Origin of the sequence: Streptomyces sp. NBC_00358 (assembly GCF_036099295.1) — a bacterium.
Lineage (GTDB): Bacteria > Actinomycetota > Actinomycetes > Streptomycetales > Streptomycetaceae > Streptomyces.
Window position 1 is genome coordinate 1,068,126 of sequence record NZ_CP107976.1, and the last position, 14,707, is coordinate 1,082,832.

Annotated in this window: 13 protein-coding genes; 5 read left to right on the plus strand and 8 right to left on the minus strand. The window is 72.0% G+C overall.

Annotated features, from left to right (window positions below):
- Nucleotides 1-135: 135 nt before the first annotated feature.
- From OHT01_RS04435 to OHT01_RS04450, 4 genes are read left to right on the plus strand one after another with little or no spacing between them, the layout of a single operon-like run.
- A complete protein-coding gene (locus OHT01_RS04435) occupies nt 136-1,878 on the plus strand; it encodes a diacylglycerol kinase family protein (RefSeq protein WP_328551789.1) in 1,743 nt (580 codons plus the stop codon).
- Nucleotides 1,879-2,832 carry a YihY/virulence factor BrkB family protein gene (locus OHT01_RS04440; RefSeq protein ID WP_328551790.1) on the plus strand — a complete coding sequence of 318 codons (954 nt, stop codon included), beginning with the start codon at nt 1,879-1,881 and terminating at the stop codon, nt 2,830-2,832.
- Nucleotides 2,833-3,636 (plus strand): phosphatase PAP2 family protein, encoded by an 804-nt coding sequence (locus tag OHT01_RS04445; RefSeq protein WP_328551791.1) that lies wholly within the window; start codon nt 2,833-2,835, stop codon nt 3,634-3,636.
- 57 nt (nt 3,637-3,693) lie between these two features.
- Nucleotides 3,694-4,365 (plus strand): VOC family protein, encoded by a 672-nt coding sequence (locus OHT01_RS04450; RefSeq protein ID WP_328551792.1) that lies wholly within the window; start codon nt 3,694-3,696, stop codon nt 4,363-4,365.
- Between the two features lie 40 nt (nt 4,366-4,405).
- Here the strand turns inward: OHT01_RS04450 and OHT01_RS04455 are convergent, their stop codons facing one another.
- On the minus strand, nt 4,406-4,633 hold the full coding sequence (locus OHT01_RS04455) for a helix-turn-helix domain-containing protein (RefSeq protein ID WP_328551793.1): 228 nt from the start codon (nt 4,631-4,633) through the stop codon (nt 4,406-4,408).
- Nucleotides 4,633-5,244 carry a DUF2975 domain-containing protein gene (locus OHT01_RS04460; RefSeq protein WP_328551794.1) on the minus strand — a complete coding sequence of 204 codons (612 nt, stop codon included), beginning with the start codon at nt 5,242-5,244 and terminating at the stop codon, nt 4,633-4,635. Before OHT01_RS04460 ends, OHT01_RS04455 begins: the two co-directional genes overlap by 1 nt.
- Before the next feature lie 283 nt (nt 5,245-5,527).
- On the opposite strand from OHT01_RS04460, the gene OHT01_RS04465 reads away from it, so the two are divergent.
- Nucleotides 5,528-5,860 carry a putative quinol monooxygenase gene (locus OHT01_RS04465; protein ID WP_328551795.1) on the plus strand — a complete coding sequence of 111 codons (333 nt, stop codon included), beginning with the start codon at nt 5,528-5,530 and terminating at the stop codon, nt 5,858-5,860.
- Between the two features lie 35 nt (nt 5,861-5,895).
- On the opposite strand, the gene OHT01_RS04470 is transcribed toward OHT01_RS04465, so the two are convergent.
- From OHT01_RS04470 to OHT01_RS04495, 6 genes are all read right to left on the minus strand, one after another.
- On the minus strand, nt 5,896-8,796 hold the full coding sequence (locus tag OHT01_RS04470) for an AfsR/SARP family transcriptional regulator (protein ID WP_328551796.1): 2,901 nt from the start codon (nt 8,794-8,796) through the stop codon (nt 5,896-5,898).
- Nucleotides 8,797-9,220: 424 nt separating this feature from the next.
- On the minus strand, nt 9,221-9,604 hold the full coding sequence (locus OHT01_RS04475) for a DUF2267 domain-containing protein (RefSeq protein ID WP_328551797.1): 384 nt from the start codon (nt 9,602-9,604) through the stop codon (nt 9,221-9,223).
- Between the two features lie 286 nt (nt 9,605-9,890).
- The gene (locus OHT01_RS04480) at nt 9,891-10,922 is read right to left on the minus strand and encodes a medium chain dehydrogenase/reductase family protein (RefSeq protein ID WP_328551798.1); all 1,032 of its coding nucleotides are present in this window, start codon (nt 10,920-10,922) and stop codon (nt 9,891-9,893) included.
- Between the two features lie 177 nt (nt 10,923-11,099).
- Nucleotides 11,100-11,594, minus strand: a complete 495-nt coding sequence (locus OHT01_RS04485; protein ID WP_328558020.1) for a DUF5990 family protein — start codon at nt 11,592-11,594, stop codon at nt 11,100-11,102.
- A 320-nt stretch (nt 11,595-11,914) separates the two neighbouring features.
- Nucleotides 11,915-13,555 carry a phosphoglucomutase (alpha-D-glucose-1,6-bisphosphate-dependent) gene (gene pgm / locus OHT01_RS04490; RefSeq protein WP_328551799.1) on the minus strand — a complete coding sequence of 547 codons (1,641 nt, stop codon included), beginning with the start codon at nt 13,553-13,555 and terminating at the stop codon, nt 11,915-11,917.
- 115 nt (nt 13,556-13,670) lie between these two features.
- A complete protein-coding gene (locus tag OHT01_RS04495) occupies nt 13,671-14,684 on the minus strand; it encodes an MASE1 domain-containing protein (protein WP_328551800.1) in 1,014 nt (337 codons plus the stop codon).
- Nucleotides 14,685-14,707: the final 23 nt, after the last annotated feature.

Consider the following 14,707-nt stretch of genomic DNA (forward strand, 5'->3'; position numbering starts at 1 on the left):
CCCCGAGGCGGCGCCTCGTCCGATTCCACGCCGAGGCAGGCCTGTTCAAGGCGTTCCGGGGCAAACGGCGGGGGACCCGGGAGGAAGCGCGGCCCGGGTGGAATCCGGCCGGACCGCGCTGCCCCGGGAGTCCCGATGCCGACCGCCGTACCGGACAGAGCCGCCGCGAGGTCCCGCGGCCGAACCGAAGTCGCGGGCCCGGCCCGCTCGTTCGCACTCCCCCGGGGCACCGGCCGGACGGCCGCACGCGTCGGCGCGCTGACCGCGTGCCAGGCGGCGGTGATGGTGGGCTTCGGACTCCTGATCACCGGCCCCGCCCGCGGGCTGTGGCCGCTGACGGCCGAGGACACCGTCGACGAGGGCCTCGAACGGGCCCGCACCGGCACGCTCACCACGCTGTCGTCCATCGGTTCGGAAGCCGGCAACACCCTCACGGTGATCGCCGTCACGCTTCTGACCTGCTTGGGCCTGCTCCTGATACCCCGTCTGCCGATGTGGCGCCAAGCGGTCTTCCTCGCCCTCGCCGTGTCCCTCCAGGCGCTGGTCTTCCTGGCCATCACCGAGTCGGTGGACCGGCAGCGGCCGGACGTGGACCGCCTCGACGCCTCTCCGCCCACCTCCAGTTACACCTCAGGACACACCGGGGCGGCGACCGCGCTCTACGCGGGCCTGGCCGTGGTCGTGCTGTCCCGAGCGCGCGGGCCGTGGCGCAGGATCGTGGCCGGACTCCTGCTGGTCCTGCCGCTGCTCGTCGGCGCCGCCCGGCTCTACCGGGGCATGCACCACCCCACGGACGTGCTCGGCGGCCTCGCCAACGGCGGGCTGTCGCTGCTGATCGTGGGCCGCGCCCTGCTGGTCGACCGGTCCGTGACCGCCGCGCCCTCCGCGGACGCCGCACCCGCCGCACGGACCGCCGACGAGCGCCCGCCCGGCACGACGGCCGTGATCCTCAATCCCACGGTCACCGACGAGGCCACGCGCGAAGACCTGCGGCGGACCCTTGAACGGCACGGCCACCGGGACCCCGTGTTCCTGGAGACCACCGTGGCCGACCCCGGGGCCGGGCAGACGGCCCGCGCGGTCCGCGAGGGCGCGACACTCGTCGTGGTCTGCGGTGGGGACGGAACGGTCCGCACGGTCGCCGACGCCCTGGCCCAGAGCGGTGTTCCGCTGGCCATCGTCCCCTGCGGCACCGGCAACCTGCTGGCGCGCAATCTCGGTCTGCCGCTCTCCCCCACCGCCGCGCTCGACGCCGCGCTGGACGGCGGCCCGCGCCCTCTCGACCTGGCGGCCGTCGAGGGCGACGGCCTGACCGCCACCCGGTTCGCCGCGATGGCCGGAGCGGGCCTCGACGCCGCGATGATGGAACACACCGACCCTCGCGCCAAGGCCCACCTGGGCTGGCCGGCCTACGCTCTGGCCGGGATCGGAACGCTGCGCACACCCCGTATGAGAGTGACGATCCGGCTGGACGACTCCCCCGCCTTCCGGCGCACGGCCCGTATGGTGCTGGTCGCCAACGTCGGAACCGTGCAGGGCGGGGTGACCCTGCTGCCCGACGCCCGTCCCGACGACGGACTGCTCGACCTGCTGGTCCTCGACCCCCGCGGCGCCGTCGGCTGGCTGCGCGCCGCGCGGACGCTCCTGCGCCGCCGCGCCGGGTCACCCCGGCCGTCCGCCGTACACACCGTCGCCGCCGATGGCACCGCTCGACGCGGGGTCCCCGTGGAGTTCTTCACCTTCCGGCGCGCGGAACTCGTCTTCGACACCCCTCAGTCCCGGGAGCTCGACGGGGACCCGGTGGGCCCCGGGCGGCGCCTCACCGCCGAGGTCGAGCCGGCCGCGCTGACCGTCCTGCTGCCCGCCCGGGAGAAGTGAATGGGTACCGCGACCAAGGTCCCGGAGACCCACGTCATGCCCGGAGACGAACTCTCCGCCGACGATGCGCTCGCGGCCCTGCGCCGCTACGGCGGCTGGCCCCTGCTGCGCGACGCGTTCATCCGGTTCCGCTACGCCGACGGGTTCAGCCATTCCCGCGCGCTCGCCCTGCAGACGGTCCTGGCCCTGATCCCCCTCGCCATCGCGTTCGTCGGACTCTCGTCGGCCCTGCACACGGAGGACATCGGCAGGGTCGCCGAACTGACGATCCGCCGGATCGCCGCGGGTCCGAGCGCCGACGTCGTCGACGACGCGCTGCGCCGCAGCCGGCACACGGCGGGCGACGGGGCGCAGGTCGCCCTGTGGTTCGGCCTCGCCTTCTCCCTGGTCAACGTCACCACCGCGATGTGCCAGATAGAACGCGGTGCCAACCGGATCTACGGGAACGAGCGCGACCGCGTCTTCCACCGGAAGTATCTACGCGGCCTGGTCATGTCCCTGAGCGCGGGAATCCCGCTCGGCCTCGGATTCGTCCTGATGGTGGCGGGCGGCGACCTGGCGTCCGCGGTCGTGATCGTCTATCACCTCGACGGAGTCGCCAAGACCGCCTGGGACATGCTGCGTTGGCCCTGCGGGCTGTTCCTCGCCCTCATCTCGGCCAGCGCGATCTTCCGTCGCTCGCCCCGCCGCCAGCAGCCCGGTTACACCTGGCTGGCCTTCGGCGCCGCCGTGTATCTGGTGCTCTGGACGGCGCTGACCTGGCTGTTGAGCCTCTACCTCGGGATCAGCGGCTCCTTCGACACGGTCTACGGCCCCCTCAGCGCCTTCATGTCGCTGCTGCTCTGGGCCTATCTGACCTCGATCGCCCTCTTCCTCGGGCTGTCCTTCGCCGCGCAACTGGAGGCCTCACGCGCGCGGCGTCCGGGTCCGGTCCGCCCCGACCCGGGAGTCTGAATGGCAGCGCGTGTCGCGGTCCGGAGCCTGCGGGACCGCCGTCGGGCGGCCGACCGCAGATTCGGCGCCCGGCTCCTCGGCTCCGCCGCCGTCGCGGCGATCGCCGCGGTGCCGTTCGGTCTGCTCCTCGTCCTCGTCGAGGGACAGTGGCAGCCCCTGCGCCGGATCGACGCGGGCGCCGCCCGACGGCTGCACGGCATCGCCCTGGCGCATCCCGCCTGGACGAGTACGCTGCGCTTCCTCTCCGACCGGGTCTGGGATCCGCTCACCCTGCGTACGGCTGTCGCGCTGCTGACCGGCTGGCTGCTGTACCGCCGGGCATGGCGGCTGGCCGCCTGGTCCGCGGTGACCGCCGTGGCGGGCGGAGTCATCGGGCTGCTGGTGAAGACGGTCGTCGAGCGGGCGCGTCCGTCGCTGGAGGATCCGGTGGCACGGGCTCCCGGCTTCTCCTTCCCGTCGGGTCACGCGATGACCGCCACCACCTCGTTCGCCATCCTCCTGCTGGTCCTGCTGCCCTTGGTGCCGCGGTCCTGGCGGGCGCTGTGCTGGTACGCGGCGGTGTTCTCCGTCCTCGGGGTCGGCTTCACCCGCGTCGCCCTGGGTGTGCACTGGTTCAGTGATGTGGTGGGCGGCTGGCTGCTCGGGCTGGCCGTCGTCGCGCTCACCACCTGGGCCTTCGAGGCGTGGCGCGCCGACGCGGGCCGGGTCCGGACGGCCGTGGGCGAAGGTCTTGAGCCCGAACTCACCGACGAACGGCCCGAACCGGGGGCCTTCGACGGGACGGGGGAACGGCCCGTCCCCTGACGGTTCGTCCGCGCGGCCTGTCCCGTGGGACGGAAGGCGGCCTGGAAACATGGGCACATGGACAAGGTCAGCACTCCTGAGATCCTGGAATCGATCGCGCACGGGTTGAACGACTGGCGCAAGCTCGCCCAGCCGCTCGCCGCCCGCTACAGAGCCGCCGGTCCGGGCCCGGGCGCCGCCTTCGTCGGCGCGGTGGCGCAGGCGTCGCTCATCGCCGGACATGACGTACCGGAGATCAGGCTGGGTCCCGGTGTGGTGGATGTGAGTCTTTTCAGCGTCGACGAGAAGGGCGCCCGCCAGGTCACCGCGCAGGACCTCGAACTGGCCCGCGTCATCTCGGGGCTCGCCCGCGAACACGGGCTGACGGCTGCCCCGGACGAGGTGACACAACTGGAGATCGCACTCGACACCGCGGACGACTCCGCGGCAGGCCCCTTCTGGTCGGCCCTGCTCACGGGGGACGCCGGCGACACGGTGCACGACACGGTCTTCGACCCGACGAACCGTGTCCCCAGTGTGTGGTTCCAGCAGACCGACGCCCACGAGACCCCCCGCCAGCGCTGGCACATGGATCTGTGGCTGGCCCCCGAGGCGGCGCGGACGCGTATCCCGGCCGCCGTCGCGGCCGGTGGCACCGTGGTCGACGACTCTGCATCACCGTCGTACACCGTGCTCGCCGACCCGGAGGGGAACAGGGTCTGCGTCTGCACGGCGGTCGGACGCGATTAGGGAGGTTCACCACCGGACGGGGTCCTCGCGGGCCCCGTCCTCAGCCCGGGCGATGGCTGAGGAGGTCGCCCGGCTGGCATTCCAGTACCTCGCAGAGCCGTGTCAGGGTGGTGAACCGTACGGCTCTCGCCCGGCCGTTCTTCAGGATCGACAGGTTCACATGAGTGACACCCACCCGGTCGGCCAGGTCGGCCAGGGTCATCCCGCGTTCTTCGAGCAGGCGGTCGAGATGGACCTCGATCGCGTGCTCCTCCTTCTCCTCGGACATCAGACCGTTCCGTCGAGATCTTCTCGCATGGTGATGCCGACACGCATGATCCGGGCGAACGAGAGAACGCCGAGGCCGGTGAGTATCGCCATGTAGGGAGCGTCCCACGAGATCAGCCCGGTGACGGCACTGTTGTCGCCCCCTCTGCTCAGGGAAGCGAGCAGGGCCTGTTCGGCCGTGGAGGTGGCGATCGCGGCGAGCACACTGCCGGCCAGCAGCCACCAGCCAACACCCCGCAGCCGCTGCGCCGTCCGCGCGGCGTAGAGTCCCTCGCGCTCCGCGCCCCGGATCAGCCGGAGAACGAGCAGGAGCGCTCCGAGGGTGAAGACGAAGGCGGGAACCTCGGTCGCGGAGTGGAGCAGGCTCTGGGCCGCACCTGGATGGTCGGTGCAGTACCTCGGGTGTGCGTCCAGGCCGGCCGAGACTCCCGGCGCGGGCTTGAACTCGATGGGAGACGCCTCTCCGCTCGTGGACGTGGACGTGTCCGTCACGCAGATGGTCTCGTCGCCGATGCCGAGGATGTGCACTCCGCCCACGAACATCCCACTGAGCAGGCTCGCGACCATCAGCGCCGCGAACAGCGTCACGATGCCCCTGACCACGCTCGACATGGGCTCCAGTGGATTGCGTACCCTAGCCATGACTTCCCCCGTATCGATTATCGATGTTATCGAAAAACGATACAGAGCCGGCCACCTCTCGGCAACAGAAATCGACCACGGACATCACGTGACCCGCTTACGTCTCCAGGTCCGGGCAGGGTCGCGAGAGGCGGGACCGTTCCCGGGGGTGGCGGGACAGCTCTCGGCGGTTCCCCCGGTCGGCCTACGCGCCCCTGGCGTTCAACTGCCGTCGACGGCACAGAATGGCTCAGCACAGAACCGAGGAGCCCTCATGATCTTTATTACCGCCAAGTTCAGTGTCCGCCCCGAAGACGCGGAGAAGTGGCCGGAGATCACCGCCGACTTCACCGCAGCCACCCGCGCCGAGCCCGGCTGTCTCTGGTTCGACTGGTCCCGGAGCGTCGACGATCCGACGGAGTACGTCCTGGTCGAGGCCTTCCGGGACGACGAGGCCGGCGCGTCCCACGTCCAGTCCGCGCACTTCAAGGCCGCCCAGCAGAAGCTGCCCCGACACCTGGCCGCCACACCGCGCATCCTGAACATGAAGATCCCCCAGGACGACTGGTCCCTCCTGGGCGAGATGGACGTCGAGGGGCGGTCCTAGACCGGAGCGGCACCCGCCGGAAGGAGCGGTGGGTGTCAACCGTCGTCGGCGCTGCGGCGTACCGCCTCCTCGTACCGGCTGCGGTAGTCGGCCCGCGGGTTCACCCTCAGGAGCGCGGCCAGGGCCTGTACGGCGCCCTCGTCGTAACCGGCGCCCTCCGCCTCGCCCGCGGCCCGGTCCAGCAGCAGGATTCCCTCGCTGTGCGCGCCGAGCGCCAGTTGGGCCTCGCCGCAGACGGTCAGCAGCAGGGCACGGCGCGCCGCCTCCTCGTGCTCGGGGCCGAGATCGAGCGCCGTACGAGCCGAGCGGAGCGCCTCGCGGGGCTGGTTCGCGGCGAGTTGGATGCGTGCGAGGTGCTGGAGCGCGAGCATCTCGGTGTGCGCGTCGGGTTCCTCCCGGGCCAGCACGATGGCCCGGACGCAGTTCTCCAGCGCGGCCCCGAGGTCGCCCTGCGCGGCTTCGACGACGGCGAGATTGATCAGCGCGGTCGCCTCGCCGAGCCGGTCGTCCGCCTGCCGGGCGAGCGATGGCGAGAGTTCCAGCAGGGCGAGCGCCTCGGTCGGCCGGCCCTCCTCGCTCAGCACCCAGCCGAACAGTGTGAGCACCCGCGACTGGGCGTACGGGTCGCGCTCGGCCCGCGCGCATTCCAGCGCGATGTTGAGCAGCGGTACCCAGCCGTCCCGTACCCGCCAGACCACTTGGGGCCACTGGAGCAGGATGATGCGCCAGGCGCGGTCGTCGAGGCCGGCAGCTCGGGCCGCGACGACGGCCAGGGCCAGGTCTTCACGCTCGGTGGCCAGCCAGTGCATGGCGTCCGCCCGGTCGGTGAAGTCCCGTACGGCGGCTGGGCGATGAAAGTCCTCCGGCAGCGTGAAGCAGGGCTCGCCGCCGGGCTGCGCGGTGTCGGCGGCGGCGAGCGCGGTGGCGATGTAGTGGTCGAGGACACCGATGAGGGCCTCTCGTGCGGCTCCGGGATCGAGGGTGCGGGCGTAGAGGCGTACCAGATCGTGGAGTTCCCATCGGCCGGGTGACGGCTCGGTCACCAGGTGGGCGGCGGCGAGGCGCTCCAGCGCCGCCGCGGCGGCGGGCGGATCCGTGTCGGAAAGTGCCGCTGCGGTGAAGGGGTCGAAGTGGGAGCCGGGGTGGTGGCCGAGCCGGGTGAACTGGTGCAGCGCGTCGGGCGGCAACTGCTGCACGGTCAGGCGCAGGGCGGCGGAGACGCTGGTGTCGTCCACGTCCAGATACGTCAGCCGGCTCCGCTCGTCGGCGAGTTCGTCCGCGAGGTCGGCGAGCGTCCGCTGCGGGCGACCGGCCAGTCGTGCGGCGGTCACGCGCAGCGCGAGGGGCAGTCCCCCGCACAGTTCGGCGAGCCTGCGCGCGGCCATCGGTTCGGCCAGCACCCTGTCCTGGCCGAGGACACCGGCCAGCAGGGCTGTGCCGTCCTGGGGTTCGAGGCTGTCCAGCGGGACGGCGGTGGCGGCCTCGGAGGCGACGAGGCCGTCCAGCCGGTGCCGGCTGGTGACCAGGGTGACGCAGTCGGCGCCACCCGGCAGCAGCGCGCGGACGGTCGCGGAGTCGCGGGCGTTGTCGAGGATGACGAGCAGGCGGCGCCGGTGGGTCAGGGAACGGAACAGCGCGGCCGCGGCCGACGCCGATTCGGGCACGCGTCGCGGCGGCACACCGAGCGCCGGCAGGAACTCACGGAGGACTTCGATGAGGGCGGCTTCTCCGGTGTCGCCGAAACCGCGCAGATCGGCGAAGAGCCGCCCGTCGGGGAAAAGGCCGGCGTTGCGGTGGGCCCATTGCAGAGCCAGCGCGGTCTTGCCCACCCCGGGCAGCCCGGTGACCAGACAGACGGGTGCCTCGGCGGCGGCGGCCCGGGTGAGCGCGGCCAGTTCGGTCTGGCGCCCCTGGAATCCCCGGGGCGCCCGAGGCAGCAGATCGGTGGGGTACGGCAGGCCGACCGGCGTCGGGAGGCCAACGGTCCCTGACCGCGCGGGGGTTGAGGTGGAGACGTCGTCGGCACGGGCTTTTGGCCCCCGCGGAGGAAGGTCGCTCAGCCCGTCGCCGGGTATGCCGGGGTCCACGTCGGCGGGCTGTCGGGCGGCTGCCTCGCGGATGTCTCGGGGCGGCGGGGAGACGGAGGCCGAGGAAGGGACGGTGGGCGGTGCGACGCCCGGCCCGTCCTCCTGGAGGGGGTCGCCGCGCAGAATCAGCGCGTACGCCTGGGCGAGTTCGCGCCCCGGATCGACACCGAGTTCGTCCACGAGCAGCCGCCGGGTCCGATGGAACCAGGCCAGCGCCTCCGACTGACGTCCGGCCCGGTAGAGCGCGGTCATCAGGGACGCCGCCAGCGGCTCCCGCATGGGGTGGACGACCGCCTCCGTGCGCAGCACCGCCGCGGCACGGTCATGCTCCCCCAACGCGGTGTGCGCGTGGGCCAGTTGCTCGACCGCCGCCGTTCGCGACTCCTCCAGGGAATGAGCGGCCGCCTGGAGGGGCGGGCCGGGGAAGGCACCCGCGAGGGCAGGCCCCTGCCACAGCGACAGGGCGTCCTTGAGCATCAACACGGCGTCCCGTGGGTCCTGTTGTCCTCTGGCGAGGGCGAGCAGTTCCTCGAACCGCTGCGAATCCAGGAGGGTTTCGGGCGACCGCAGGGCGTACGCGTCGCCGAGTGTGGCCAGTTCGACCCCGTAGGCGGCGGCGTCCGCGCCGGCCAGCAGGGCACGCAACCGCGACACATGCCCCTGGATGACACCACGCGCGTGCAGGGGCGGCGCGTCGTCCCACAGGCAGTCCGTCAGACGGGTCACGGGTACGGGGGTGTTGACCGACAGCAGCAGTGCCGCGAGCAGGCTGCGCCGTTTGGCCGGGCCGAGTGGCAGGGGTCCCACGCGGGTGTCGACGGACACCGTGCCGAGCAGCCGGAACTCCACAGGTGCGATCCCTTCCAGGTGGGGGCACCCGAACTCGGAGACGGAGAAGGAAGCTGAAGGATATCGGGGGCGCGTCGGAACCCCGACGGGGAACATCGGCGTCCGACCATGACACGAGGGTGACGGCCCCCACACTCAAGGACCGGCGCGACAGGCGAAGTTGCGGACGACACGGGGGACGCGGCGTCCACGGCCGTCCGGCAGGCGGTATCCCGGCGCGAGCGGTCAAGCAGTGGAGCAGCGGAGCAGCGGAGCAGTCCGGAACGCGCGGCTTCTCGTACGGGTTCCCGCGTGCGGCCGGCGACGTCCGCGGCCGGCATGTCGTCGGCCCGGCGGTCCCGGCAGTGTGTGCCGGGACCGCCGGGCCGACGGGGTGAGGTGGCCTGAGGTGCCCATGCCCCTCGGGCGCGAAGGTGCCGTCGACTCAGCCGACGAACTCCTCGACGGGCTGCGAGAATTCGCCTCCGAGCTGCGACATCATGTTGCCGAACTCCTTGTCGCTGATCGCCTCGCGCATGGTCACGAGCACAGCGCGGACACCGCTGTCGGCCTCGTCCTTCTTGAGCATGTTGCGGTCGGCGACGCGCCTTACGGCCTCGTCGTAGCCGAACGCCTCGATCGCCGGGGTGGCGCCTCGCCGGACGGACTCGGCCAGCCCTTCCGGGAGCTCGAGCGCCAAGGCCCGGTCCTCGCCCCCGCTCAGCCGGTGGGCGAGTGTCTCCAGCGTGGCCCGTGTCAGATCGGCCGACTCCTGCCGCGACAGGCCCGTGCGCTCCGACACCGCTTGGATGAATTCCCTCTCCTCCACGCGCTGTCTCCTTTTCTGCCTCGCCGGTCCGACGGCTCGGCGGTCTGAAGGCCTGGCGCCCGAAGTCCTGGTGGTCTCACGGCCACGCGGCCATGGATCCACACTGACACGCGCCTGCCGGGCCCGCGCGGGCAAACCGTGGCCGACCGTTCACGACCGCCGGGGAACGAGGGCGCGGACCAGTCCCGGAACGCGGCGCAGGTCTGTCCGGTCAGCGCCACGAAGCCGCAGGCGTCCCGCACGGCACCGCCGTCGCCGCCGTCCAGGAGGCGGGCACGGCAGGGGTTTACGGATTGAGGACGACTTTCCCGGCGACGGTGCCGGACTCCGCCAGCCGCAGCGCGTCGGCGGCGCGGGTCAGCGGCAGCCGGGCGGCGATCTGGGCGGTGACGTCACCTCGCTGCAGGGCTCCGAAGACCTGCGTGAGGTCGGCGCGAAGCCGGGCCCGGAAGCGGTTCTTGGACAGGGCCCGGCCGGCCCAGACATTGAAGAAGTACGCGTGGCGGCCGTTGGGCAGCGTATTCCACAGCCACACCCGGCCGAGCAGCTTGAGCACGGGCCACTGCTTGGACCCCGTGTCGTCCCGGGTGGAGGCGCTGCCGTAGGAGACGAGCGTGCCGCCGGGGGCGAGCAGGTGCCAGGAGTCGACGGCGCTGCGGCCTCCGACATGGTCGAAGACGGCGTCGACCCCGCCTGGGGCGAGTTCGCGCACACGCGCGGGGACGTCCTCGGTGCGGTAGTCGACGGGAGCGACGCCCCGGTCCCGGAGGGCGTCGTGGTGACGCGCGGAAGCCGTTCCGATCACCTTCACACCGGCGGCCTGCGCGAGCTGGACCAGGACCGTACCGACCCCGCCGTTGGCGCCGTGCACGAGGATGGTCTGCCCGGCCCGGACCCGCGCCCTGCGGTGGAGCATCTGCCAGGCGGTGATGCCGTTGACCACCAGGGTCTCCGCCTCCGCGGCCCCGATCCCGTCGGGTACCGGCACCACGTCCGCCGCCTCCACCCGCACATGGCTGGCCCAGCCGCCGACCTTGACCAGGGCGGCCACCCGGGTGCCGGCCAGCCCCGGGTCGACGCCCTGGCCGGTGGTGAGAACGGTGCCGACCAGGTCGTAGCCCGGCACGAAGGGGAAGGGCGGCTGGTCGTAGTACCGCCCGCGGCGCATCTGCTGCTCGGCGAAGGAGACCCCGGTCGCCTCCATCCGGATCACGACCTGGCCTGGGCCCGCGACGGGGACGGCGCCGTGCCGGATCTCCAGGCCTTCCGGCTCCACCTTGCCCGGCAGGACGACCTCGACGAGTCCTTCGGCGTTCATGACGACCTCCACTGCGCTCCGCGCGAGTTACCTACTATCGCTTTAGTTAGAAGGTATAACTCGCGGGCGTGAGCGTCAAGAGTTTTCGTTAGAGGCTCTAACTCCACTGCGGCGGCGCCGTCATCGGCATCTCCGGCAGTGGCCCCGCCACCTCGGGCGAGGCGGGAACGCGCCTGGCTACGCGGCGGGTTCGGCGGTCCACTCGATCTGCGGCGGCACGACGCGGGCGCAGCGAGGGTTCCCCGACTCGTCGGTCAGACCCAGGCGCCCGATGAGGAGGCCCTCGCGCGCGGCCGCGGCGAGCACGTCGGAGGGAACGGCGTCGAGCATGAGTTTGGCGCGACGGAACATGCTGAAGACGCCCGCCTCGTCGACGGTGCCCCACGACAGGTAGATGAACCGGTGGCCCAGGCGGTCCTGCACATAGGGCCCCTTCACCTCGATCCCTGTCGGCTCGATCCCCGTCGGCGAGGGCTCCGCGGTGCATTCGAGGGTCCAGGTCGCCGACGCGGCGTCGCCCGGCTGGGGATCGAGCAGCTCGGCCGGGCGGTCACGGCGTTGTACGGCCACATGGATGTTGTCGTACGCCGAGACGGTGCGGCCCTCGGGGGCCCGGCAGGTGAGGCCGGGCAGGTCGACGGCGTCGATACGGATGCGCATGCGGGCCATCATGCCGCCGAACCGCCCGGCGGCGAGATCCGCGTGACCATCCGAGGCCGTTCGCCCCACCGTCAGCGCGGCGACGCGCACCTCGGTACCCAAGACCGCCACCGGCGACGCACACCTCGACTCCGGGCACCGGCGTCGGCGACGCGCGCGCCGGTACCGCACACGTCAGTACGGGGCGCCTCGACTCCCAGCACCGCGGCATCGCGGCACCGCGCCCCGTGCCGCACCGCTGTCGATCCATCCACCCACTTCTCCGCATGGCGGGGCGGGGCCGGGCCGGGCCTGCCGGGCCTGCCGGGCCTGCCGGGCCCGCCGGTGCGGTCTCAGCCGGACAGTGCCGCAGAGACCACCGCCTTCGCCTCTTCCTGCACCTGGCGCAGGTGATCGGTCCCGCGGAACGACTCCGCGTAGATCTTGTAGACGTCCTCGGTGCCCGACGGGCGGGCCGCGAACCAGGCGTTCTCGGTGGTCACCTTGATACCGCCGATGGGCGCACCGTTGCCCGGGGCCTCGGTGAGGACCTCGGTGACCGTTTCCCCCGCGAGGGTGTCCGCGGTGATCTGAGCGGGCGAGAGCTTGGCGAGGAGGGCCTTCTCGTCGCGGGACGCCGGGGCGTCGATGCGCTCGTAGGCGGGTTCGCCGAAGCGCGCGGTGAGTCCGGCGTAGTGCTCGGAGGGCGTCTTTCCGGTCACCGCCGTGATCTCGGAGGCCAGCAGGGCCAGGATGATGCCGTCCTTGTCGGTGGTCCACACCGAGCCGTCACGGCGCAGGAAGGAGGCGCCCGCCGACTCCTCACCGCCGAACCCGATGGACCCGTCGACCAGCCCGTCCACGAACCACTTGAACCCGACGGGCACCTCGACCAACCGACGGCCGAGGTCGGCGGCGACCCGGTCGATCATTCCCGACGACACCAGCGTCTTGCCGATGCCTGTGTCCGCGGGCCACCGATCCCGGTGGGAGTACAGGTAGCCGATGGCGGCGGCGAGATAGTGGTTGGGGTTCATGAGTCCCGCGTCCGGGGTGACGATCCCGTGCCGGTCGGCGTCGGCGTCGTTTCCCGTGGAGATCTGGAAACGGTCGCGCCGCTCGATGAGCGAGGCCATCGCGTAGGGCGACGAGCAGTCCATGCGGATCTTGCCGTCCCAGTCCAGCGTCATGAAACGCCAGGTCGGATCGGTGAGCGGGTTGACCACGGTCAGGTCGAGCGCGTGCTGCTCGGCGATGCGCCCCCAGTAGGCGACCGAGGCCCCGCCCAGCGGATCGGCGCCGATCCGGACCCCGGCCGAGCGGATCGCGTCCAGGTCCAGCACCTGCGGCAGATCGGCCACGTAGGCGCCGAGGAAGTCGTGGCGACCGGTGCCGGGGGCCGCGAGCGCCCTGGCCCAGGTCACGCGCCGTACGCCCTTGAGGCCGTCCCTGATGAGCTCGTTGGCCCGGTCCTGGATCCAGGAGGTCGCCTCCGAGCCCGCCGGACCGCCGTTCGGCGGGTTGTACTTGAAGCCGCCGTCCGGCGGCGGGTTGTGGGAGGGCGTGACCACCACACCGTCCGCGAGGCCCGAGGACCGTCCGCGGTTGTACGTGAGGATGGCGTGCGACACCGCCGGAGTGGGCGTGTAGCCGTCCGCGCTGTCGAGGAGCACCGTCACGTCGTTGGCCGCGAACACCTCCAGGGCGGTCACCTTCGCCGGCTCCGAGAGCGCGTGGCTGTCCGCGCCCAGGAAGAGCGGGCCGTCGACGCCCTGTCCGGCGCGGTACTCGCAGATGGCCTGGCTCGTCGCGGCGATGTGGTCCTCGTTGAACGCGGTCGCCAGTGACGAACCACGGTGTCCGGACGTACCGAAGGAGACGCGCTGGCCGGGTTCGGCCGGGTCGGGGTGGAGCGCGTAGTACGCGGTGACCAACCGGGCTACGTCGACGAGGTCCTCGGGACCGGCCGGACGGCCCGCTCGCTCGTGCTGCATGTGCCCGCACCTCCACATCGGTGGTTCTTCGCTGGTGGTCCCATCCTTCCCCACCGGGCCCCGCGGCGGCACGGTACGGGCACGACGGCTGAAGGCGGCGACGGGCCACGCCCGTTCAGCGGAGCGGCCCGCCGTCGGTCAGGCCGTCCTCGCCCGCGGGAGGCGGTCTGGGCGAGGGATTCCCTGCGGTCAGGTGTTCCAGGACCTGCACCAGCTCCTGGCAGGCCAGTTCCACCGAGCGTCTGGTGTTGCGCTGTTCGGTGATCACCGCGGACAGGAGCAGCGCCGTCAGGGCCATGGTCCCGTTGAATGCCTGCAGCTTGATCATGATCTCGGTGTGGCTCATCCGGTCGAACGGGCCGACCTCGTCCGTGGCCGACACCGTGGCCATGACGGAGGCGAGGAGGGCGCACGCCAGGCTGCCCGGGAGCTCGAACCGCAGCGCCGCCCAGATCAGCAGGGGGTAGATGAGGAACAGCAGGCTGATGGAGCTGCGGGTGGCGATCGGCACCATGGCACAGACCGCGACGAGGAGTACGGCGGCCTCCTTCCACCGGGTCAGGGGCACCGGCGCGCGTGCGGCGTACAGCATCAGGATGACGGGCGTGACGATCAGGACTCCCATCGCGTCCCCCACCCACCACGCCAGCCAGACCGCCCAGAATCCGTCCGCGGTGAGTTTGTCCGTGAGTACCAGCAGGCCGACATCCGCGGACGCGCTGATCATCATGCTGCCCAGGGCGGCCAGGAACACCAGGGCGAGGCCGTCGCGCAGACGGCTGAGATCGGTGCGGAAGCGCACCCCGCGCAGCAGGAGGTAGGCGCAGATCGGGGCGACGGTGTTGCCCACGACGATGCCGATGGCGGAGGGCTGGAACGAGGTGAACGAGGAGAGGGACAGGACCACCAGAAGGGCCCCGATCGCGATCCCGAGCCACGATCTGATCCCCAGGATCAGCAGGGCGGCCACGGCCACACCGGTGGGCGGCCAGATGGGTGTGAACACCGCTCCCTCGACGGAGAGCCGCCGCAGGAGTCCCAGCCGCCCTGCCCCGTAGTAGCAGGCGGCGATCCCCAGCGTCTGAAGAGCGACGACAGCCGGTCGGCGCAGCTCGTGTGTAGCCACCACAGAGCCATCAGACACCGCCGGGG